16 protein-coding genes are annotated in these 21,976 nt (G+C 56.1%); 9 read left to right on the top strand and 7 right to left on the bottom strand.

Annotated features, from left to right (window positions below; all coding sequences use genetic code 11):
- Nucleotides 1-169 precede the first annotated feature (169 nt).
- Both SH410x_RS00745 and SH410x_RS00750 read left to right on the top strand, forming a co-directional pair.
- Nucleotides 170-1,504, top strand: a complete 1,335-nt coding sequence (locus tag SH410x_RS00745) for a hypothetical protein (protein ID WP_473673761.1) — start codon at nucleotides 170-172, stop codon at nucleotides 1,502-1,504.
- A gap of 74 nt (nucleotides 1,505-1,578) precedes the next feature.
- A complete protein-coding gene (locus SH410x_RS00750; RefSeq protein ID WP_473673763.1) occupies nucleotides 1,579-2,907 on the top strand; it encodes a hypothetical protein in 1,329 nt (442 codons plus the stop codon).
- 274 nt (nucleotides 2,908-3,181) lie between these two features.
- Here SH410x_RS00750 and ald read toward each other — a convergent pair whose 3' ends face one another.
- The gene (ald, locus tag SH410x_RS00755) at nucleotides 3,182-4,267 is read right to left on the bottom strand and encodes an alanine dehydrogenase (RefSeq protein ID WP_473673765.1); all 1,086 of its coding nucleotides are present in this window, start codon (nucleotides 4,265-4,267) and stop codon (nucleotides 3,182-3,184) included.
- Between the two features lie 300 nt (nucleotides 4,268-4,567).
- On the opposite strand from ald, the gene SH410x_RS00760 reads away from it, so the two are divergent.
- The 5 genes from SH410x_RS00760 (at nucleotide 4,568) to SH410x_RS00780 (ending at nucleotide 11,929) form a co-directional block, all read left to right on the top strand.
- Nucleotides 4,568-6,025, top strand: coding sequence for a cryptochrome/DNA photolyase family protein (locus SH410x_RS00760; protein WP_473677442.1), 1,458 nt, complete (start codon nucleotides 4,568-4,570; stop codon nucleotides 6,023-6,025).
- On the top strand, nucleotides 6,022-6,744 hold the full coding sequence (locus SH410x_RS00765; RefSeq protein WP_473673767.1) for an NAD(P)H-hydrate epimerase: 723 nt from the start codon (nucleotides 6,022-6,024) through the stop codon (nucleotides 6,742-6,744). The genes SH410x_RS00760 and SH410x_RS00765 overlap by 4 nt, the downstream gene beginning before the upstream one ends.
- 81 nt (nucleotides 6,745-6,825) lie before the next feature.
- Nucleotides 6,826-8,688, top strand: coding sequence for a chloride channel protein (locus SH410x_RS00770; protein ID WP_473673769.1), 1,863 nt, complete (start codon nucleotides 6,826-6,828; stop codon nucleotides 8,686-8,688).
- 145 nt (nucleotides 8,689-8,833) lie between these two features.
- Entirely contained in the window at nucleotides 8,834-10,987 is a 2,154-nt protein-coding gene (locus SH410x_RS00775; RefSeq protein WP_473673771.1) for an arylsulfatase, read from the top strand.
- 663 nt (nucleotides 10,988-11,650) lie between these two features.
- Nucleotides 11,651-11,929 carry a hypothetical protein gene (locus SH410x_RS00780; protein WP_473673773.1) on the top strand — a complete coding sequence of 93 codons (279 nt, stop codon included), beginning with the start codon at nucleotides 11,651-11,653 and terminating at the stop codon, nucleotides 11,927-11,929.
- Between the two features lie 151 nt (nucleotides 11,930-12,080).
- Here the strand turns inward: SH410x_RS00780 and SH410x_RS00785 are convergent, their stop codons facing one another.
- A complete protein-coding gene (locus SH410x_RS00785) occupies nucleotides 12,081-12,602 on the bottom strand; it encodes a hypothetical protein (protein WP_473673775.1) in 522 nt (173 codons plus the stop codon).
- A 404-nt stretch (nucleotides 12,603-13,006) separates the two neighbouring features.
- Between SH410x_RS00785 and SH410x_RS00790 the strand changes: the two genes are divergently transcribed.
- Nucleotides 13,007-14,278: a metallophosphoesterase family protein gene (locus SH410x_RS00790; protein WP_473673777.1), complete on the top strand. Its 1,272-nt coding sequence runs from the start codon at nucleotides 13,007-13,009 to the stop codon at nucleotides 14,276-14,278.
- Nucleotides 14,279-14,285: 7 nt separating this feature from the next.
- On the opposite strand, the gene SH410x_RS00795 is transcribed toward SH410x_RS00790, so the two are convergent.
- The 4 genes from SH410x_RS00795 to SH410x_RS00810 form a co-directional block, all read right to left on the bottom strand.
- Nucleotides 14,286-15,827 (bottom strand): YifB family Mg chelatase-like AAA ATPase, encoded by a 1,542-nt coding sequence (locus tag SH410x_RS00795; protein WP_473677443.1) that lies wholly within the window; start codon nucleotides 15,825-15,827, stop codon nucleotides 14,286-14,288.
- Nucleotides 15,828-15,942: 115 nt separating this feature from the next.
- Nucleotides 15,943-16,830, bottom strand: a complete 888-nt coding sequence (locus SH410x_RS00800; RefSeq protein WP_473673779.1) for a YifB family Mg chelatase-like AAA ATPase — start codon at nucleotides 16,828-16,830, stop codon at nucleotides 15,943-15,945.
- A gap of 29 nt (nucleotides 16,831-16,859) precedes the next feature.
- Complete coding sequence (locus tag SH410x_RS00805; RefSeq protein WP_473677444.1) at nucleotides 16,860-18,635, bottom strand: ATP-binding protein; 1,776 nt, start codon at nucleotides 18,633-18,635, stop codon at nucleotides 16,860-16,862.
- Complete coding sequence (locus SH410x_RS00810) at nucleotides 18,547-18,789, bottom strand: helix-turn-helix domain-containing protein (protein WP_473677445.1); 243 nt, start codon at nucleotides 18,787-18,789, stop codon at nucleotides 18,547-18,549. The genes SH410x_RS00805 and SH410x_RS00810 overlap by 89 nt, the downstream gene beginning before the upstream one ends.
- 146 nt (nucleotides 18,790-18,935) lie before the next feature.
- Here SH410x_RS00810 and SH410x_RS00815 point away from each other — a divergent pair, with 146 nt between their 5' ends.
- Nucleotides 18,936-20,585 (top strand): leucine-rich repeat domain-containing protein, encoded by a 1,650-nt coding sequence (locus SH410x_RS00815; protein WP_473673781.1) that lies wholly within the window; start codon nucleotides 18,936-18,938, stop codon nucleotides 20,583-20,585.
- Between the two features lie 170 nt (nucleotides 20,586-20,755).
- On the opposite strand, the gene SH410x_RS00820 is transcribed toward SH410x_RS00815, so the two are convergent.
- Nucleotides 20,756-21,907: an ISAs1 family transposase gene (locus SH410x_RS00820; protein ID WP_473673783.1), complete on the bottom strand. Its 1,152-nt coding sequence runs from the start codon at nucleotides 21,905-21,907 to the stop codon at nucleotides 20,756-20,758.
- Nucleotides 21,908-21,976 lie beyond the last annotated feature (69 nt).

The raw sequence follows: 21,976 nt of genomic DNA on the forward strand, positions 1-21,976 counted from the left end.
CTTTCATGCCGAACTATCATGCCAACTGGAAGAATCGCTAACGTCAGCGGGTTCGGTCGACGATACAGAGACTGTCTGACAGTGCCAACGTAAAAACAGGGCACGTCGGCGCGGAAAATGTGCCGGGGGGGTACATGGACCCAGTGGTCATGTGTGGAAGGAATCCGTGATGGATAGTTACAATCGCAGAGAACGTCGCCGCAATCGGTGCGTTTCTCCACAGCAAATGCGGATGACGCATTTGCTCGGTTTGAACTCTCTCAAGCTGGGGGCCGGTGTATCGATTTTTTTGAGTTCCTGTGGCATGGTGAGTGGATTCGCCGCAGCTGAGGAGACATCGCTCTCCGTTCTGCCCACCTCGGATCACCCGGCATCGGAGATCCGATTCAAATCGATAGGCTCGAGCATCTCCTTGACGCCCATTGGCCAATCGACGGACGCTGTTTCGAACACCGAAGTTTCTCGACTTCACCCGTCCAAAATCCAACTCGATCCGATGGCCGGTGGTGCTACAGAAGTGCTCGATCAACCTGTCTTCCTTGGTGAGGGCGGCGAAAACCTCGGCCATGCTATGGCGAGTCCGGACGCATCGGTCGTCGAGCACGGCGACCTTCAGCAAAACCCTCAGGCCTGCCCAAATGTTGAGCTCTGCCTAGGCGTTGCGGGAGTCGAAGCAGGCCCGCAAGCTCACTCCAACCATCCACGCATCCTCTCGATCCGGCGGCTGGATCTGAATCCGAACATGGACAGGTCCGTCCTCCTGGCCGACACGCTCGAGCCCACTTTCGACGGCCCGCCCGCGAAAACGGTGGCACTGACGACACCGGCAGCACCGGCGACACCGGCAGCACTGACGACACCGGCAGTAGCAGCACCCACCGCACCGGCGAGCGACATGCCAGCGAGTCTGCTCGTGCAATCGCTCGAAAGCGAGGCGGAGATTGAAGTGAAGCAAGCGATTTTGTTTTCACTCAGTGACGCCGCGGCTGCTTCCAGCAATGAAGCTGAAGAGATCGCGAGTTTGCCACCGTTGCCGGTTCCGAATCGACAGTGGGTGGCGGCTGGGACAACCGAGCCGGTCGCTGGGAAACACATGGATCAACGCCGGCAGCGTGTCGAGGTTTCGGCCCCGCGGACGATCTCGGCCCCGCGGACGATCTCGGTAGCGCAGGTGAATCGTTTAAGCACGATGCACTCGATGAGCGTCGTGCAGGCGAAACCTGCAGGATTCGTGCGGCCTGTCCAAGCGGCGGCCCCGGCGCGGAACCATGTCACGCGGAACCATGCCACGCGGAACCATGTCACGAGTGCACCGAACTCCGCCTCGCTCATGATGAGAGCGATCCGGGACCGCTATCCAGACGCCCACGTTGTGTTGGCGAACGCGGATAACCGTTTTGTCGTGAAGGGCAACTGCAGCGACCGTCAACAGGCCACCGAGATCATTCGCATGATCCGCAGCCAATACCTGATCCCAGTGGATGACCAATTGGTCATTCGCTAACCGCCGTAAAACATTACCCATCGTTCGTACGTTGTCGGCCAACCGGCCGTCAAAACATGTCTTGAGGTTCGATCATGAACATTCCCTTGCTTCCACTCACCACCAAGCACGTCGGTGAGTCGATTCGTTGCTCCAGCTTGGGCATGGCGGCGGGTATTGCTACGCTCGCATGGTCACTGAGCGGGAGCATCGCGGATGCTCAGCAGCCCAGAACCCTGCAGCACGAGGGGCAGTCCTTCGAGGTCGTCCCTGCTTCAGAGATGGGGAGCGTGTTCGAGACGTCCAGCAATGAGACGATCGTGTCGGAGTTCGATCAGAACTTTCCGCTCGTTCACGGCAGCCAACTTTCAGCGGGCTCGTGTGGCAGCGGTCAGTGTGCCGGCGGTTCGTCCTGCTCCACGGGTGGGATGAACGGTGGTGGTTTCTTCGGTGGCCGTCGGAATAACTGCAATGACGGATGTGCGACCTGCAATCCGTTCTGGTACGGACGCGTCGAAGCCGTCTACATGCAGCGCGACGGACTGGATCGCTTCACCCGCTCGGGAAGTCTCGGACTCGTCCTGGACGATCCTGGCTTTGAGGTCGCCCCACGCATCACGATTGGCACCTCGCCGGACTGCGTTACCGGATTCGAAGCAAGCTTCGTCGGGCCGCTGAACTTTGAGACCAGCCGTACGGCAACGGGGCTCTATGGTGAAACGCTGCTGGGCGATACCGAATCGGGCGACAATATCTTTCGACTCTTCGACGGTCCGACCGATCCAGCGATTGCACCCGATAGCGTTCAGTTCCAACGCTACGAGTCGAATTACTGGAGTGTCGAAGCCAGCAAGACGTCGATGGCCTGGGACATTGCAAAGCTGTTATTCGGTGCACGCTATATTCGCTTTGACGAGCAATACGACTACAGCGGCTCGACCACGAACGCACCGAGCAGCGTGATGGCACCCTCACGGGAGAGTGGCTCGATCTATTCCCAAGCAAGAAACAACATGTTCGGGTTGCAGATCGGTGGCGATATCTTCACTCCCGTCTGCCGTTCGGCCGCGGCATATTTCCGAGGTCGCGCTGGGGGCTACTACAATAATGCGGAATCGACGGCGTACGTGAACAACTCGGTGAGCACATCGGGCAATCCGGCAGTGAATGTTTCTCGCTACGGGGGCCGTGACAACCACGACGGCTTGGCCGCGATGTTTGAGTTCGGTGGCGGACTGCAGTATCACATCAATGACATGTTCTCGATCCATGGCGGTGGCGAACTGTGGTACCTCAGCAAAGTCGCTACGGCGGCTGATCAGATCCCCACGGTCGTCGGTCTCGGCACGACGTTTCGTGGAACGAAGGCTAGCGATGACGTGTTCTTCGCCGGTTTCAACGTCGGTGCCACGATGAAATACTGATGCCCCTCGCAATCAGCGACCGTGGGGTGAGAGTCGCCGAGCGACGGCAATCTCTCGTCTGGGGATCATAAGGAACGAGCGGGAGAAAAGTGGCCGAACGCTCCGCGGTCGGAATGGCTGACCGCGGAGCGTTCGGCCACAATATCAGACAGTATTTACCGCTCGTTTCTAAACAGTGGGTGGTCCGCAGGGCGGACGCCCCGGGCTCAAACGCTGCCGTGCCTTCTGCACTCAGGGAAACGTCGCCCCCAAATGAAACCGACGGGTTGCGAATTCAACTGTGGCTGAACGCGTCGGCGACCGCTTGGTTCATGATCTCGCCGTGGTGGATGTTCAGCGCCGAGGCCAACTCCGGATCATTGGGTTCCGACGTGTTGCCTTGCCCGGCCAGGCGCACAACGTAGGGAAGCGTTGCGTTGCAGAGTGCGTACGTGCTCGTGCGGCCGACCGCGCCAGGCATATTGGCGACGCAATAGTGAACGACATCATCGATGATAAACGTCGGTTGCTGGTGCGTGGTGGGACGGCTTGTTTCGATGCATCCACCTTGATCCACCGCGACGTCAATGATCACGCTGCCGGCTTTCATGAGTTTCAAGTCTGCCGCGTGAACGAGCAGGGGTGCTTTCGCTCCCGGGATCAGGACGGCACCGACCACCAAATCAGCACGCTGGATTTCGTCTAGAATGGTGTGTCGATCGCTGAAGAGCACATTGACATTGGCGGGCATGATCTCATCGAGAAATCGCAGTCGATCGAGATTCACATCGAGGATGGATACGTTGGCTTGAAAGCCCGCGGCGATTCGGGCCGCATTGGCACCCACGACGCCGCCACCGAGGATCGTGATGTGTGCCGGTGCAACGCCCGGTACACCTCCGAGCAAGATCCCACGTCCCATCTGAGGTTTTTCGAGATACTTGGCGCCCTCTTGAATGCTCATGCGTCCCGCCACTTCACTCATCGGTGTCAGCAACGGCAATCGGTCCTTGCTGTCCCGCAGAGTTTCGTAGGCGTAGCAAGATGCGCCCGACGCGACCATCGCGTCAGTCAACGGTCGACTGGCGGCAAAGTGAAAGAACGTAAAAAGAATCTGTTCGGGATGAATCAATTCATATTCGGACGGTAGCGGTTCCTTGACTTTCACGATCATGTCGGCGGCGGCGAACAGCTCCGCAGCCGTCTCGACAATCGTTGCCCCCGCGACTTGATAGTCTTCGTCCGTCATCCCCGATCCCGCACCCGCTCCGGACTGGATTAGCACCTCATGCCCCTTCGCGGTGAGTACCTCGGCACCGACGGGCAGCATCGCAATGCGGTATTCATCGGACTTGATCTCGGTTGGAACGCCAATTCGCATGATGTACCTGAGTTGGGAGGGGGGTCAGTGGATTGGAATGAATGTTGGCATTGTAGGTGATTGTGGAGGTGGTCAAGTGGAATACGCCGCCTATACATTGAAGGGTTCAGTCAAGTCGGCAAGTCCGATTGTCGCACTCGTTCGCAACTTCAGCTCCCATTCCCACGCTCGGCGATCTTCGTATCGGAGCGGGGAGACCGTCTTGATCCCGCTGCTCGCATGACCACTGACCTGCTCCATCGCCTCACTGCCGCGAACGACCACCCGCTACGTGGCGATGGTGATTACGTGCTGTACTGGATGATCGCTCAGCGTAGGTTGCAGTACAACTTTGCTCTCGACTATGCAATCGAGCGGGCGATCGAGTTTCAACGTCCATTGTTGATTTTCGAACCGCTGCGGATTCGATATCGATGGGCGAGCGATCGACTGCACCGATTTGTGATCGAGGGCATGCGAGACAATGCTGCCGCTGCCCAAGAACTCGGCGTGAACTACTATCCCTACGTCGAACCGAGAGCGGGCGATGCATCGCCGCTGTTGCATCGTTTGGCAAGGCGTGCTTGCACGGTGGTCACCGATGAGTTTCCGTGTTTCTTTCTGCCGACGATGATTGATGCGGTGAAAGAACGCATTCCCGCGAGATTGGAACTCGTTGATGGGAATGGTATCTTGCCACTGCGTCGGGCTGAGAAAACCTATACGGTCGCACACAGCTATCGCAGGTACATGCAAAAGAACGTGCTTGACGAACTGCAGCGAACCCCTGCGGCGACTCCCCTGCCCTGCCCTGCCCTACCCCGCTCAAGTTCGAATTTGATTGAGGACAAAATTCTCAAACGGTGGCCTGCTGCCGATCTTGATGATTTGCTCGAAGGTGATGGAATCGCACGGTTGCCGATTGATCACAGCGTCCCGCCGTCGCTCGTTTGTCCGGGGGGCAGCGCCGAGGCGGCGCGACGGTTGCAGGATTTTCTCGATAGGAAGCTCGAGCGGTATGATGACGACCGCAACCAACCCGACGAGCACGCCACGTCCGGGCTCAGCCCGCACCTTCATTTTGGGCATCTCTCGGCCCATGAGATGGTACTGAAACTGTTCGAGCATGAGGGGTGGACCGCCGAGCAAGCATCCCAACCCAACGGCAAGAACCATGGTTTTTGGAATGTCAGCAAGTCCGCCGAGGGCTTTCTCGATCAAGTACTGACGTGGCGTGAAATTGGGTTCAATTGGTCGTTCATGAACCCGGAGACCTACGACACGCTCGCATCGCTACCCAACTGGGCGCAGAAAACATTGCGGGAGCACGCCGCCGACGAACGGCCCTATCGATACACCCTCGAGGAGTTTGAGAACGCTCGCACGCACGACGAGCTTTGGAATGCGGCTCAGACGGAGATTGTGCGTACCGGTATGATGCACAACTACATGCGTATGCTGTGGGGGAAAAAAATCTTGCACTGGACCCGCTCACCGCAGGAAGCACTCGATGTGATGATCCATTTGAACAACCGATATGGGCTCGATGGTCGGGACCCCAACTCCTATTGCGGTATGCTGTGGGTGCTCGGCCGGACGGATCGGGCGTGGGGGCCTCAGCGGCCCGTTTTTGGGAGTGTTCGGTACATGACCAGTGACAGCGCTCGCAAAAAACTCCGCCTCAAGGATTACCTTCGAAAATATAGCCCCGAGCAGCCTATCCCCCGAGCAGGTCAGTGCTCCGATACCTACAACCGTGAAGGTAAACCATCGCCATGACTTCATCGTCTTCGATTCCCCTTGCCGACGCCCATGATTTGAACTGGCCCACGTTCTCGGTCGCGCAGTCGCGAGAAGTCGATCGTTTGGCGATGGAGCAGTTCCACGTCGCCGGTATCGAGCTAATGCGAAATGCAGGGCGAGCCTGTGCCGAGCGCTTGCTGCGGGAACTCCCCGAGTCCGCGCCCACCACGATGATTTTGACGGGGGCGGGTAACAATGGCGGCGACGGCTACGTCATCGCGAAATGCCTTGCCGAGGTGGGCCGGTCGGTGGTCATCGTTTCGTTGGCGCGGACCCGTCAACTGTCTGGAGACGCGAAAGTCAGTCATGACGACGCGGTTGCTGCGGGGGTCGTCATCACGGAGCCCAACGCCGCTGGGGTCGTTTCAGCCATTGCGGGGCATGACGGCATGATTGTCGACTGCATGTTGGGGACGGGGTCTCACGGAGCACCCCGGAGTCCGTTTGCCGAGGCGATCCGTGCCGCCAATCAGAACGCCCGACTTCGACGCGTTGCGATCGACGTGCCCTCGGGCTTGGACGGCGATACGGGAGAGCCAGCCGAGCCCACTTTCCAGGCGGATTTGACGTTGACATTTGTCGCTCCAAAGACCGGAATGAGGCATCCCGAGGCCGTCTCAGTGACGGGGGAAATTGAGATCATCGACATCGGCATTCCAAGCGAATTGAAACGCCAACTGGGGATCCCCGGATAGCAGGCGATCGAGATGCTGTTAGGCTGTTGGCGAGATTGTGCTCGATCTTCGACAACCCGCAACCCAAAAGCATTTCTTCCCGTGGACCGCGTTCGCCAACTGTTCAAACACAACGAACTCCATTCGCTTGGAAAATGGATCCTTTTGGCATCGTTGGTGGGGGTTGTTGCGGGACTCGGTGCGATTGTCTTTGACGTTCTCGGCCAGACCGTGACGCGGTACACCCTGACACAGTTTGCAGGATACACGCCCCTCGAAGCTGCTGGCGAGCATGCTCGCTATGCTCATGTGACGCAGTCGTTGTCGCCCTGGATCCTGGTCGGCATCATGACGTTGGGTGGTTTGGTTTCTGGCATCATCGTCTTCCAGTTCGCTCCCGAAGCGGAAGGGCATGGTACGGACGCCGCGATTGACGCGTTTCATAATAAGCGGGGCCGTGTGCGTGCGATCGTTCCGATTGTCAAAACGATTGCCTCGGCGATCACGCTGGGGACAGGCGGGTCGGGCGGTCGTGAAGGTCCCATTGCGCAAATTGGTTCCGGATTTGGGGCGTGGCTCGGGACGAAGCTGAAACTCTCTGCTCGCGAGCGGCGGATTATGTTGGCGGCCGGAATGGGCGCGGGGATCGGCGCGATCTTTCGTGCTCCCTTGGCGGGTGCTGTGTTCGCCGGCGAAATTCTGTACAGCGACGCGGATTTGGAGGCGGACGTTATCGTCCCTGGCGCCGCCGCATCGATCGTTGCCTACAGCGTTTATGTGCAGTCACTCCCCGCTGATAGCCGCTTTGTTCCAATCTTTGGTGACGGACTCCAGCACCGGTTCGATTCGCCATTGGAACTGCTCGCCTACCTCGTATTGGCCGTTGTGCTTGTGCTCGTCGGTGGTCTCTATGTGCGGACGTTTTACGGCACGCAAAAACTGTTTCACAAACTTCCCGTCATCCCCCACTTTCGTCCCGCAATCGGGGCCGCACTCGCCGGTTTACTCGGAATCGCATTGCTGCAGATTTTCGTAGACCAGCCCGCGATTCTGGGCGTGTTGGGGACAGGGTACGGCACCCTGCAAATTGCTCTGACCGGTGCGACGAGTCTCGGCATTCCACTGTTGATGGTGGTCGCTCTGATGAAAATTGTGACGACGTCGTTGACGATCGGTTCGGGCGGCTCCGCAGGCGTGTTCGGGCCATCGATGGTCATTGGCGGTTGTACGGGCGCGGCAGTGGGTCTGACCATGCAACAGTTTTTCCCGAATCTCGTGTCCGAACCCGAAACGTTTGCGGTCGTTGGTATGGCGGGCTTTTTCTCTGGCATCGCCCGCGCCCCGATTTCGACCATCATCATGGTGCGCGCCCTCACCGGTGACTTTGGGCTGCTGGTGCCCACCATGCTCGTGACCACCTCCACCTTTGTGATGAGCAATCGATTCCATTTGTATCAAAAGCAAGTCCCCACGCGGATGGATTCGATGGCCCACCGCGGCGATTTCATTATCGATGTCTTGGAAGGTTTGCAGGTCAAAGATATTTTCAACCCCGATCGCAAAATCACCAAGATTCCCGAGGGCATGACCGTCGAAGACATCGTGCATCATCTGGCCTATAGCAGCCAAAACTATTTCCCAGTAGTCAATAGCGATGATAAAATGGTAGGGATTTTCTGTGATGATGACGTGCGCGGGTACCTCTACGATGAGAGCCTTTGGAAGCTCGCGGTCGCGCGAGATATCATGATCGACAAGTTTGTGTCCGTCGCCCCCGACGACGATCTGAACACTGCCCTGCTCCGGTTCACCTCTCACGATCTCGACAAACTGCCGGTCATCAATCCAGAGCACCCCGGCGTGTTGCTGGGCATGCTGCGTCGTCGCGAAACGATCGCAGCCTACAATCAACGTGTCATGGAACTCAAACGCGACTCCAAAGAAGACGACGAAGCGGTCTCTTGAGCATCGTCGATCCGTTTTCCGCTTCGTCAGTAACCGGGCGTGTCAGGACGATGGGTGGCCGGTCTGCGGACCGACTCATTCAATTGCTTTGTGAACGGAAGTAGAATAACAACTTCCCATTTGTCGAAACCAATAAGGTTGCGTGATGTCTCTCTTTAAAATTTGCCTCTCGCTTGTATTTGGGGCGACCATTTTCGCCGTCGATGCGAGATCTCAGGAGCGGCCGAACGTCATCGTGATTTTGGCTGACGATTTGGGCTATTCCGACCTCGGCTGCTATGGCGGTGAGATCAATACGCCCAACATTGACTCGTTGGCAGGTGGCGGTGTGAGGCTGACCCAGCTCTACAACTCGGCGCGATGTTGCCCGAGTCGTGCGTCGCTCATGACGGGGCTGTATCCGACTCAGGCGGGCATCGGTGATTTCACGACAAACAAGCCGGATTCGAGTCGTGGGGCGGGCTATTTGGGTCGACTTCGTGATGATTGCGTGACGATGGCGGAAGTGCTCAAGCCCGCTGGTTACGGTTGCTATTACGTTGGCAAATGGCATCTTCACAACGAAACAGGTCCGATCCAACGCGGCTTTGACGACTTCTACGGCTACACGTTCGATCACTCGCACGATCAATATGATGCGAGCTACTACACCCGACTGCCCGAAGGGAAAGCCAAGGAAATTGATCCGCCGGCCGATGAGTTCTATGCGACCGATGTCTTTAACGACTACGCGATCGAATTTATCAAGCAGGGGCAGAAGACGGACAAACCGTGGTTCCTGTTCCTCGGCCATTCGTCGCCGCACTTCCCGGTGCAGGCTCCGCCCGAGCGAGCCGACAAGTATGAAGAGACCTACCTGCGTGGCTGGGATGTGCTGCGAGAGGAACGCTTTGCACGCATGCAGAAGCTTGGTTTGATCGATGGGAAGCGTTGGAGGCTGTCGCCGCGTGAGATGGTGCCCGTTGATCGCGATGACATCGCCAACCATTTTTCGGGACAGCAGAATCCGGCGTGGGATTCACTGGACTCGGATCGTCAACGCGACTTGGCTCGTCGCATGGCGGTGTTCGCGGCGATGGTGGAAGGCGTCGACACGGGCGTCGGTCAAATCACGGACCACTTGAAGGAGACCGGCGATTTTGAAAACACGTTGATTGTGTTCCTGAGCGACAACGGAGCTTGCTACGAATGGGGACCGTTCGGATTTGATGGTCGGTCTCGTCTTGGGGAAACGATCCTGCGAACGGGCGACGACCTTCGCGACACCGGCGGGCGAGGTACGCATCAGTCCTACGGAAGCGCATGGGCGAATCTTGGCAATACGCCGTTTCGCATGTACAAGCACTTCACTCATGAAGGTGGCATCAGTACCCCGTTCATTGCTCATTGGCCTGAGGGCATCGGCAAACAAGAGGACTGGGTACGCGAGCCCGCGCACATGATGGATGTGCTGCCGACTTTGATCGAAGCGACCGGCGCGGAATACCCGAAACAGTTCGGTGGCAACGAGATTCAACCGGTGGAAGGTAAAAGTTTACTCCCAGCGATGAGGGGCCAAAGCTTGGCCAGCCGTACCATTGGCTTCGATCATCAAGCAGCTCATGCACTACGCGATGGCGACTGGAAAATCATCTATTCCAAGCGAATGCCTGAACCCTTGCAGTGGGAACTCTATCACCTTGCTGAAGATCGTTGTGAACTGAATGACTTGGCGGCAAAGCATCCGAAGCGTTTAGCTTCGATGGTCGCCAGTTGGGAAGCATGGGCGACTCGCGTGGGCGTCACTTGGCGTCCGTACGAATCATCATCTGATCGTACCGCGTCTGGAACGAGCGATATCCCATCGCCTCGGATTGCCAAACAAGCACTCTCGGTGACTGCGAAAGTCGAAGCAGACCTGCCCCACGGGGTCGTCGTTGCCCAGGGTGGCCAGGAGCATGGCTACGCGCTGCACTTCATTGATGGCACACCGGCATTTGATGTGCGAGTGAGAGGCGAGGTCACGCGAATTGTCGCTAGCAAAAAGGCAACCGGTACGATTAAGCTGCAGGCGACACTGTCCGCTGGCAGGATGACTCTATCGGTCAACGACGGGGCGCCCCTCACAGGGCCATCGCCCGGCTTGATTCCCGTTCAGCCGGTCGACTCGCTCAGTGTTGGGTTCGATAAACAAACATCGGCGGGCGACTATGCATCGCCCAATCACTTCAATGGAAAAGTTCTCGAACAACGCGTTGAAGTTTCTCCACCAACGGAAAATGCTGACGACCGAACATTGAAGTTGCTGGGCAATGAGTAGCCCGCGGTCGTGGGACGCTGGGATTCGGCTCATCCGACGGCAGGGTGCGCGGGAGTCCAGTGGAAGGTTTTTTGAAGGCATCGCTCCAGTATCCAATCTGTTTTCAAAGAAGCGTCCCTGCCGAACGAATGTTCGGTAGGGACTGGCAACACCCTTGGCGTACCATCGACCGGGATATCCCTTGCCAAGCCCGCACCTCTGCAGAGCTTCGCTCCGATTTTCCCGGCAGGCCCAGTCTAAGAGGACACCAGGAACAATAAGTGACGGGTTTACCGTAGTGGATCTTGTTAAAGATCCTGTTCTGGATGGATCTTTAACAAGATCCACTACGCCAGTTATTGATCTCACGTTGCTAACGCTGTCAATCCAATCCCACAAAAACCATTGGATACTTCAGACATACCTTCCAAACCTCCGGCGCACGCTTCCGTCGGATGATTCTGGGATTCTGCGTGCACGCACGCTTGGTAGGCAGAGCTCGCGTGGTGAAATTGGGGAAGTATCCGCTCAACCGATCGCAACGAATGGGGGGTGTTCGCCCATTGCTGCCGTGTTCTCCACCGCGCGCTCGTATCGAACCGGACTCAGTTACGATACAGTTCAGTGTCTCATCACCTTCTAGTGGCCGAGGAAATAATGGCAAAAGACGATCAAGCAGCCCCGATGAAAGATGCCTCCGTGGCGTTATCAGACCACACGGAAAAGATCAAATCGCAGGTGCTGGAGAAAATCGGCAGGCCACCGCGTCTGCATCGTGTGGAGGTGTGTCAGCACCACAACGGCAACTATCGAGTCAACATTTGGGAGAAGTTGGAGCCGATCGGGGACTTCGCATTATCCATGCGTGTCCACATTTTATCGTCCTATTATTTGAAGGTATCCGATTCAGGTGAGATCATTGGCAGCAACCCGCCGTTGACGAAACTCCGTTTCCCGGCTTGAAATCATCGACGCGATCGCCCAATAAATAGCATGAATTCAGAGCATCCCAGAGTTTGTCGATAATTTTCAACCTCGACTGAGGTTGATTGTGCAGCCCGTGGTATCCTCGATCTTGCGATCGCTGGGACGGGGATGGTGGCCAGCCTGAATCCTAGCCCTCTCGATTTCGCTCGGCAATCAATTCACGACGTTGCTCGTGATACCGCTGCTTGGCCCGGTCGTATTGCTCAGCCTTCTTGCATCCATAGACCCCGCTCCCGATGGCCATCACGATAAACAGAATGCCGAATAGCGCCATGGGGGGAAAGATACTGCCGGCAAGGACGGTCCAGAAAACTCCGAATAATGCGACGCTCCCCGTCCCCAACATGATCGGTCCCTTCGACGGCACACTCTGCATCCCGTTCTTATTGGTGGAAATCAACTGACTCCGCTCCCGATCCCACTGCCGATCGAGTCGGTCGAGCTCGGAATTTCCCTTGAGTTTCTCCACGTCCCGAACGAGGGTCTCGGTGGTTTGCTTGATCTCTTCGAGCAGCTCGGTCGAATAGGTGCTTCCAGTATGATGAATCGCCAATCGGGCGCTGCAGTACGCGCAAGTCACGAACTTCGCCGACTTGGGAACGTCCAACGGCGCGCCGCAGTGATTGCAGGTCAGAGAGATCAGTTTCATAAGCGGGTCGGCCGTGGTCGCGTCGAAATTGGATTGTCAGACCGACAGTTATACACGACACCGGATGCCAAGAGCGATTCCATCCCGTCCAGCCCTATTTCGACGGTTTCGTTTTGTGAGTCGAGTGCGGCAAGGCAGCGGGCAATGCATGGCACCCGGCGGCTTGCGTGACTCGGCTCATTCAATCAACCGCCCCTCTCCCCTCGCCCCTCGCCCCTCGCTTCGTAGGGAAGACTCAGGGATGCGTATTTCCTCGTATTTCCTGGGGATCGGCCTCGCTCTCTCAGAGGCGTCTGGTGGGCTATAATGGTCGAGCGTGCCATGCGACACCTGAAAACCCGTTCGGGCGTGAGGCCGCTCGAGAGCCGCCCCACCGAACATCCAATCCAAAGAGCCACCCTATCATGTTCGATCGCCGTCAATTTCTAGGCGTCATTCCCGCCAGTGCGCTCGCGATCTCTGCGGTGACGTCTCCGCAAGCAGCGCAGTCGCAAGACTCACCTGCGGGCGACGAAAACCGGATCGCCAGCCCTCCGGTTGTTCAAAATCCGCGTCCCAAAAGCTTCGGCGTCAGTATTGCTGTCAGTGGATTGGCGACAGCCTGGGTGGAGTACGGTTTCGCCCCAGAGGACTTGAAGTTTACGGCCATCGCCAGTCACCATGGTTTGATCCAAGCCGACGACCAAGCACTCCACATTCGCGTCAATCATGCCGACGACCTGCCGACCGACCGACCTGTTTTTTATCGTGTCGTCGTGCAACCGCTCCGATATGTGACGGCATATAAACTGCAACGGGGCGAGCCTCAATCGACATCGACGTACGCGCTCCGCCTGCCCAATCCAGCCGCTAAGAAGCTACGTGTGGTGTCCATCAACGACACGCACGAGAATCTCCCCACCATCGTCAAACTGCATGACGAAATAGAGAAACTCGATCCTGATCTTTTGATCTGGAACGGTGATACCTGCAACGACTTCCACAAAACAAAGGCGACCGAGCAACTTTTGCTCAATCCAGGCAAGGATCACACACTGAGTTGGGCGAGCACCCGACCGCTGCTGTTCTCCAACGGCAACCACGACGTGCGCGGAGAACGAGCGAGAGAAGCCACGAAATCGTTCGCTGGCTGTCCCGAATCACAATCGCTACCGTACAATCAAGCGTTGCGACTCGGTCCGCTCGCCCTGGTCACGCTCGACAGTGGCGAAGATAAACCCGATCGCCATCCCGTGTTCGCTGGGACGGCGGCGTATGAGCCGTATCGTGAGCAGCAAGCCGCATGGTTAAGACACATCGTCACCCAACCTGAAATCGCAGCAGCACCCTTCAAGGTAGCGACCAGTCACATTCCACTGCGCGGATTGCCAGGTCACAACGACGGCACCTCGCTCGAAGGTTATGCGTACTACAGTGGTTTCGGCGCCAAGCTGTGGTTGCCAACGCTCAAGGATGCGGGCTTCCAAGCGGTCCTTTCGGGACACATGCACGCCGATCGCCTCGACGGTCCGACCGAAGAAATGCCTGTCCTGCAATTTGTTGGTGGTGGTCCCAGCCCAAAAACGGCCACTCTCACCATCATCGACGTGGAGCAGAACGACGATGCCGCTGAACTGGATATCCGCATCGTCGACTTAGCAGGAGTGTTGCTGCATCAGAAGAAGTGGTCGGTGTAGCGGCAGGCTACACCCACAGGTCGGCGTCGAGGTTACGGTAGCTGATCGCCTCGGCGAGATGTTCTTCTTCGATCTTGTCGCTCGCGGCGATATCGGCGATCGTTCTCGCGACGCGGAGAATTTTGTCGTGGGCGCGGGCGGAGAGCCCAAGGGATTCGACGCCGACACGTAGTAACTGTTTGCTCGCGGTGTTGAGCTCGCAGTACTGACGGACCTGCCGGCTGGTCATTTGAGCGTTGTAACGCACCGGGCTGTTTTGGAACCGTTCACTCTGTGCGACGCGAGCGCGGACAACGTTCTCACGCATCATCGCACTGCTCTCGGTCGTCGTGGTCTTCGCGGAGAGTTCTTCAAACGGGACTGCGGGAACTTCGATGTGAATGTCGATGCGATCAAGCAGTGGACCGGAAATTTTGCCCATATACCGCTCGATTTGGGGCGGCGTGCAATTGCAACTTCGCCGGGGGTCGCTGCGATATCCGCAGGGGCAGGGGTTCGCCGCCGCGATCAGCATGAAATCGGCGGGAAAAGTAGTGCTCCGCAGAGCCCGTGAGATCGTCACGACGCCGTCTTCGAGCGGTTGCCGCATCACCTCGAGCGTCTTGCGATTGAACTCGGGTAACTCGTCGAGGAACAAGATCCCATTGTGAGCTTTGCTGATTTCACCGGGCGACGGTGGACTGCCACCACCGACCAGTCCCGCGTCACTGATCGTATGATGTGGACAACGGAAGGGCCGTTTGGCCAGCAACGGTTGTTTCGAGGGCAGTTGACCGACGGCGCTGTAGATACGTGTCGTCTCGATCGACTCGGCGGGTAGCAACTGCGGCAAAATCGTCGGGATGCGTTTGGCGAGCATCGTTTTTCCACTGCCCGGTGGACCGATCATTAATAAATTGTGTCTGCCGGCGGCGGCCAAGGTCATCGCTCGCTTGGCGAGTTCTTGGCCTCGTACGTCGGCGAAGTCGACATCGTATTCGCTGAACTCTTCAAATATTTCTTCGAGACGACTCGGGACCGCGGGGATCTCGATCTCACCGGCCAGGAAGGCCACGCACTGCGCCAGAGAATCGACCGCAATCACTTCGAGGTCTTCCACGACGGCGGCCTCGGGTGCGTTCTCCGAGGGGACGATCAAACCTTTGAGTGATTTGTCTTTGGCAGCTTCGATGGCGATCGACAACACGCCTTTGATGGGGCGTGTGATGCCCTCGAGCGCGAGTTCGCCGACGACGGCGTAGTCTTCGATCCGTTCGGCATCGAGTTGCCCGCTGCCGGCGAGCACGCCCAGTGCGATCGGCAGATCAAACGAGGGTGCCTGCTTGGGCAAATCGCCGGGAGCTAGGTTGACCACGATACGATCGGTGGGACGAATAAAACCGCTGTTGGAAATGGCTCGTTCGACGCGGTGCGTCGATTCTTTGACGGCCGTGTCGGGCAGTCCGACCAGAATGGTCTTCGGCATCGCGGCGGGCGAGATGTCGACCTCCACATCGACCGGCATCGCTTCAATGCCCAACAACGTGAATGTCTTCAGTCGTGCCAGCATGAGTGCCTCGGTATCCACAGAAGAAAAGTACGCTCGATCGAACTTGAGCTGTCCGGTCGACGCAGCTCATTGTCAGCGCAGTCCCTGAATGCGCCGACACATCGATAATCTTGCTTCAGTATACCGGCTCATCCGACGCAACGGTACTTCGTGGTGACTGGTGCGAAGCCTGAAAACCTGTCGCTGTACGCCGCCCATTCGCCTCTAGAATCAGTCGCTGTTTAGGCGTTTCTGACGTTCGGGGATCATGGGCGCGGGCGGAGAGCCCAAGGGATTCGACGCCGACACGTAGTAACTGTTTGCTCGCGGTGTTGAGCTCGCAGTACTGACGGACTTGCCGGCTGGTCATTTGAGCGTTGTAACGCACCGGGCTGTTTTGGAACCGTTCACTCTGTGCGACGCGAGCGCGGACAACGTTCTCACGCATCATCGCACTGCTCTCGGTCGTCGTGGTCTTCGCGGAGAGTTCTTCAAACGGGACTGCGGGAACTTCGATGTGAATGTCGATGCGATCAAGCAGTGGACCGGAGATTTTGCCCATATACCGCTCGATCTGGGGCGGCGTGCAATTGCAACTTCGCCGGGGGTCGCTGCGATATCCGCAGGGGCAGGGGTTCGCCGCCGCGATCAGCATGAAATCGGCGGGAAAAGTAGTGCTCCGCAGAGCCCGTGAGATCGTCACGACGCCGTCTTCGAGCGGTTGCCGCATCACCTCGAGCGTCTTGCGATTGAACTCGGGTAACTCGTCGAGGAACAAGATCCCATTGTGAGCCTTGCTGATTTCACCGGGCGACGGTGGACTGCCACCACCGACCAGTCCCGCGTCACTGATCGTATGATGTGGGCAACGGAAGGGCCGTTTGGCCAGCAACGGTTGTTTCGAGGGCAGTTGACCGACGGCGCTGTAGATACGTGTCGTCTCGATCGACTCGGCGGGTAGCAACTGCGGCAAAACCGTCGGGATGCGTTTGGCGAGCATCGTTTTTCCGGAAAGCGAGTACATGCCTTTATTGCGTTCCGACCAAGCTACCATCAGGCTTGCCCGCCGGAGATCATCGCACAGAGCTTTGAAAAAACCTCTGCCAACTCTTGCTCGGGATCAACCTGTTTCAGTTCTTCTTCGGTCATCAAAGCAGCCGTTTCGTTGTTGAGCATCCGTTTAACGACATTCTTGTGTGGCCTAGCCATTCTACCGCCACTGAGAGGAATCTTCGAGTTCGTCTCATGCAGCCTCGCCACAACAGCCGTTGGAACGCAGTCGTCCGCCTGCCACTCCACCGCGACGCCAAAGCAACGTTCGATCGCGCGAGGATGGATGTAACTTTCTGCCGCCCTCCGTTTCAGTGTCATGGCTACGGAGCCATCTGTACGTGCGTTGACATCGCTAATCGCAGTGCCGACCTTGGCATCATCAACGTAGTCACCATCGTACAGGTGAAACTCGGGCCGGTTGAGCCCCGATAAATAGTGGTACTCGACCCATTGTTCCAAGGAGCGTCCGCCAAGAGGAACAAATGCGACAGATTTGTCGGTTGAAAGGTCGCGGATACGTTCGTCAAAACTCGAAAGAATCCGTGTAATGTTCCAGCAGAAATGGACATCGTTTGGTCCTTCCACACAGCAGAGGACCTGTACACGACTATCCGGAATTACGCCGAGTGTCTCTGCAATTCGGCAAAGCATGTCGTCGTCTTCCGGTGATGCAGCCACTACGGTTCGTTTGCCACTTGCGTCTCTGTCAACAAAGCGTAATGAAGACACCGGAACCAATCCGGCTAGCCCAGGAACATGTGTAGTCAGCAACACTTGAGCATTCCCGGAGTCCGCAAGCATTTTGAACGCATCAATGAGCAGGCGTTGGTTGCTTGGATGCTGCGAAGTTTCCGGTTCTTCAACGGCAAAGATGATCGATTCCGTATCCGCGTTCGACTGGCGCCGCTCCGCCTCTGCCCGGAAAAAGTTTAACAATATTAGACGCCTTACTCCACTCCCTCGTTTGTTGAGCGGGACTCCGTTGTCGGAGTCCAGCTTGACCGAAAATGCACTCTTCCACTTCGGAGCATCGATGCGAGGTTGTAGTTCACTAGCGAGATCGGGAGCCATCTCCTGAAGTTTATCCAGCGTTCGCTGAATCACATCCCGGACTTCTTCGATGACAATTTTTTGAGCCTTGTCTAGTTCGGCAGAAGCGGCTTTGAGTGCGATATCGATTGCGGCTTTCATCGGATCTTGGACTTCTGTATCGGAGTCAGTGCTTGGGCGGTCAGACTGAAATAACGCAAAAACAGGTAGGATTTTCTCAATCTGCGTGAAGATCGGTTTTGCGTTTTTCTCATCCATTGGCAATTCCACAGCAACCTTCGCACTCTGTAGCCCTTTGCGGATCGCAGTCCGGAGAAGCGGATTCTGCTTGTTGTCTGAGACTGTCTCGCCGGAATCTCTTACCAGCTTTTTCAATTCAGCATTGGTCAGTGACAAAAGGCACTTTCCATCGTCCAAGAGGCGATGTTCCGCACGAATCGTCATGCGAACTTTCGGTGTCTTCAGCGAACAATCGTACGTCTTGTGAATCTCAAGTTCTCCGTCGGAGTTCAGCAATTCTTCACTTGCGAAAGTCGTGCTCGTGAGGGCATCCAACACAATCTTGTCGGGGAGGTCCGCGAAAACACAGCCGATGCGAATTTTCTTCTGATCAACGTCGCCTACTTTGCAGCCGTCGTCAGAGTCGATTTTTACGGTCTTGTTGTTGAAGAAAATTTCCAGCGCGTCGAGAATGGTTGACTTCCCGGCATCGTTCTTCCCCACAATCGCAGTGAGTTCCCCGCTCCATCTTGCTCAGATGCGACTGCGTGATCCCCAGTGTTTTAGCCAACTCGACCTGAGTGATTCCGGCTACCTCGCGAGCGTTCCGAAGGACCCGCAGAAACATCTCGTGCTCTTTGGTATGAACCGACTTGTCCATCGCACTCGCCTGGAAGAAATGCGAAAGCGTGAAGTCAGTCTTGGAATAGTCCAAAATAGACTACTTGCTAAGCCGAATTTGCTTGGCTCTAATGGGGGGGGGGGCAGTGTTTCTTTCGTCAAAAGGTTTTCAAGGTCAGATCGCCGATGTCCAAAACAAAATTTCAGAATCACGTAATCACGACGTTATTCCTATTCGTTTTCGGCGTCGGACTCGTCGCAAATGCAAACTCCGCCTCGCCAAACATGGTCCGGATCCACACTTGGAACGATGAGAAGCATTTTGGCCCTCTCATCGACGAGAACGATGACGAAATAACGATGTTTGATATCGCCGCAGCGACCACGGTGAGCGTCGAAAAGTCAGCGATCAAGGCGAAAGTCGATAAGATCGACGAAGTACTCGCAGACTCCTATATCCCGTTCGCTTCGTACGCTGCCTGGAAGCTCGGCAAGATCCTGCACACAGGACGCCTTGAAGCCACCGTCGTCCACAATTCGAAGAAAGGCGTTTTTATTAATAGTGGTTCGGAGGATGGGATTGAGGCCAACCGTCGCTGTGTGCTGCTCAGCGATCCAGAAACGATCGTTGACCCTACAACCAATGAAGTCCTCGGAGTCATTCGCGAGCAGTTAGGTGACGCAATTCCGTTGACGGTAGTTTCTCAACGCTTGAGCAAACTCGATTTTCCAGAACCAGCCGACGAAGATGTTCAAAAGGTGGTAGACGCCTTCGCAGTGAAGCGACAAGTCGAGATCGAACAACAGACAAAGCGAATCGTTCTTGCACCACCACGATGGAAGCCGACCAACGACGCCGAGTCATTGGAGGACGACGCGAACTTCTTACACGCGCACCTGATCGCGGAATTGGTCCGATATGGTTTCACCGTTGTGTCGAAAAAACAAACGGAACTGACGCGACAGCAGATCGCTGACAAGCGTCAGATTGAAATCCGAGACGTTCCCGATATCGAAATAGCCAAGGCAGCCCAAGCTGATGTACTTGTCTCCGTCGACATGCTCGCGAAAGGCATCACGTGCCAAACCCAGCTACAAGTTACGGATCTGAAAACCGATGAATACCTAGGCATCTTTTCGGGTAGCACGCGACGAAAAGAGCAGCGTGAAGAATCAGCACGTTCGGTTGCATTTGCTCGGGGCGTCATCGCAGGAAAGCAGCTTGGAACCCGCATGAATGGCATTGCGGTGTCTCTATTTGCTTTCGCCGACGGGGTTTCGTTTGACGATGATGGGAACGTCAAGTCTTTTGATTGGCACGGCAAGCCAATGACGAAACGCCATTTCGATCTGCTTTGCAAACTCGACACAATTAGAGACCTCCGACTGGGTGGAACTCCCTTGGACGACCACGGCTTGCAACTGCTGACGGGACTATCAAAGCTCGAATATCTCGATGTTTCAAGAACACGGATATCCGATCGAGGATGCGAGACTATTGCAGCCAACTTCCCTCGACTTTCGTATCTACTCTTGCATTCATGCAAGAAACTAACAAATGAGGGTGCCAAGCATTTGGCTCAGAAGAAGACGTTGCAGATTATTCACGTTGGAAATACGAACGTCGATGACGAGGCCGCACTAGCCCTGTCAACATTGCCAAATTTAACGGGCCTGCATATGTGGGGGTGCAATGTAACCGATAGAGGACTCGCCGGACTACATAAATGCTCGAAATTAAAAGAGCTAAGTGTGTGGAAAACAAATGTTACTCGCGACGGCGTGCAGCAACTGAAGGCAGCGTTGCCAGATTGCAAAGTCAATCACACGCTATGAAAGTTAATCGATAATAGATTCTCCTTGCTAGTGAGTTCACTCACCACCAATCACGCACGTTCCAGGAATCGGACCTGCTCTAACAGCTTGCTGATTTCATTATCAGGGCGCTCGAAGCAACCACCAGCAGGGTGATCATAGGACTGGATGCGAAGCACGGCAAACGCACACTATAGCACGGGAATTCCAAGTACTTTAGCGAGATAGTCCACGTTCCAACCAGCGACTCGTCGCCTCATCGCAACGCTGTACTTGTCGTCTTGCTGCTTCAGCATGCTCAGACCGAAGCGTTTCAGCCACGCCATACTGTTCGCAGTGTTTCGCTCGCGGACTCGATTTTCATCCTCGCGGAATGTCACATCGAGGCACCAATGAAGCGTGTTCTCGACCGCCCAGTGACCGCGTACGTAGCGAGCAAACTTCTTTACTCCCGGTGCAATCGAAGCGATGAAAAATCGAACCTCGGTTGAGGACTTTGAGCCACTCTCACTTTGCCGGATAGCGACACCTATCGTGCGTAATCCTGACCATTTGTCGAAGTTCGCAAGTTCCTTCGGAGCCCGCATATGGTAGTAGGTGATTTCATCCACACGACCGTGTCCTTTGAAAGTCTCAACGTAGCGGCGTACCTTGATGTCCGCGAAGTCATTTTCCATATGCTTGGTGATATAGTCCCGTACCGAGTCATGCAGCTTTCCCTGGTTGCCCTTGAGCGCAAGAACAAAGTCGCCTTCGCCATCAATGATCTTCTTAGCAATCTCTCGCTGACACCCTGCAGCGTCGATCGTGACCACCGCCCCCTTGATTTCAATATTGTCCAGAAGTTCAGGAATCGCAGTGATTTCGTTAGATTTCTCTTCCGTGGCGAGTTGCCCAAGGCTGATCGAGCGATCGACTGCCCAGGCGCTAACCAACCACAAAGGCCCCAGTCCTTTTGACCGATCGTGGCTGCGTCGGAGAGCCTTACCGTCAATCGCGATCTGATTCATAGCGGCATCTTCCTCCAACGGTGCAACCTTTTGAATCCATGCCTGGAAACAGTTCTGAAATGCGAGTGGCTTGAGAGCTGCAAGCAAGCGTCCCAAGGTATCGTGAGACGGAATACCGTTGGGGAGTTTGATATGCTTTTTCAACCATGCTTGATTAGTGTCCGCCCAGATGCCGATTGCTTGCGGTCCATCGGCTCCTGCAATGACCGCCATGATACAAATGACGAGTAGATCGCCGAAGATATGGAGTCGATTAGCGTGGGAACGCGGGTCGTTGAGTTCGTTGAAACAAGTGAGTATCGAATCGACGTTATCCAACTGGATTTCGGCCATAGAGATGAACATTGGAAAGCGATGGGAAGCAAACAAATCACCCCCATATCATCACCTAAAAACCGGCCG

The sequence above is a fragment of the Rhodopirellula sp. SH410 genome, assembly GCF_055811895.1.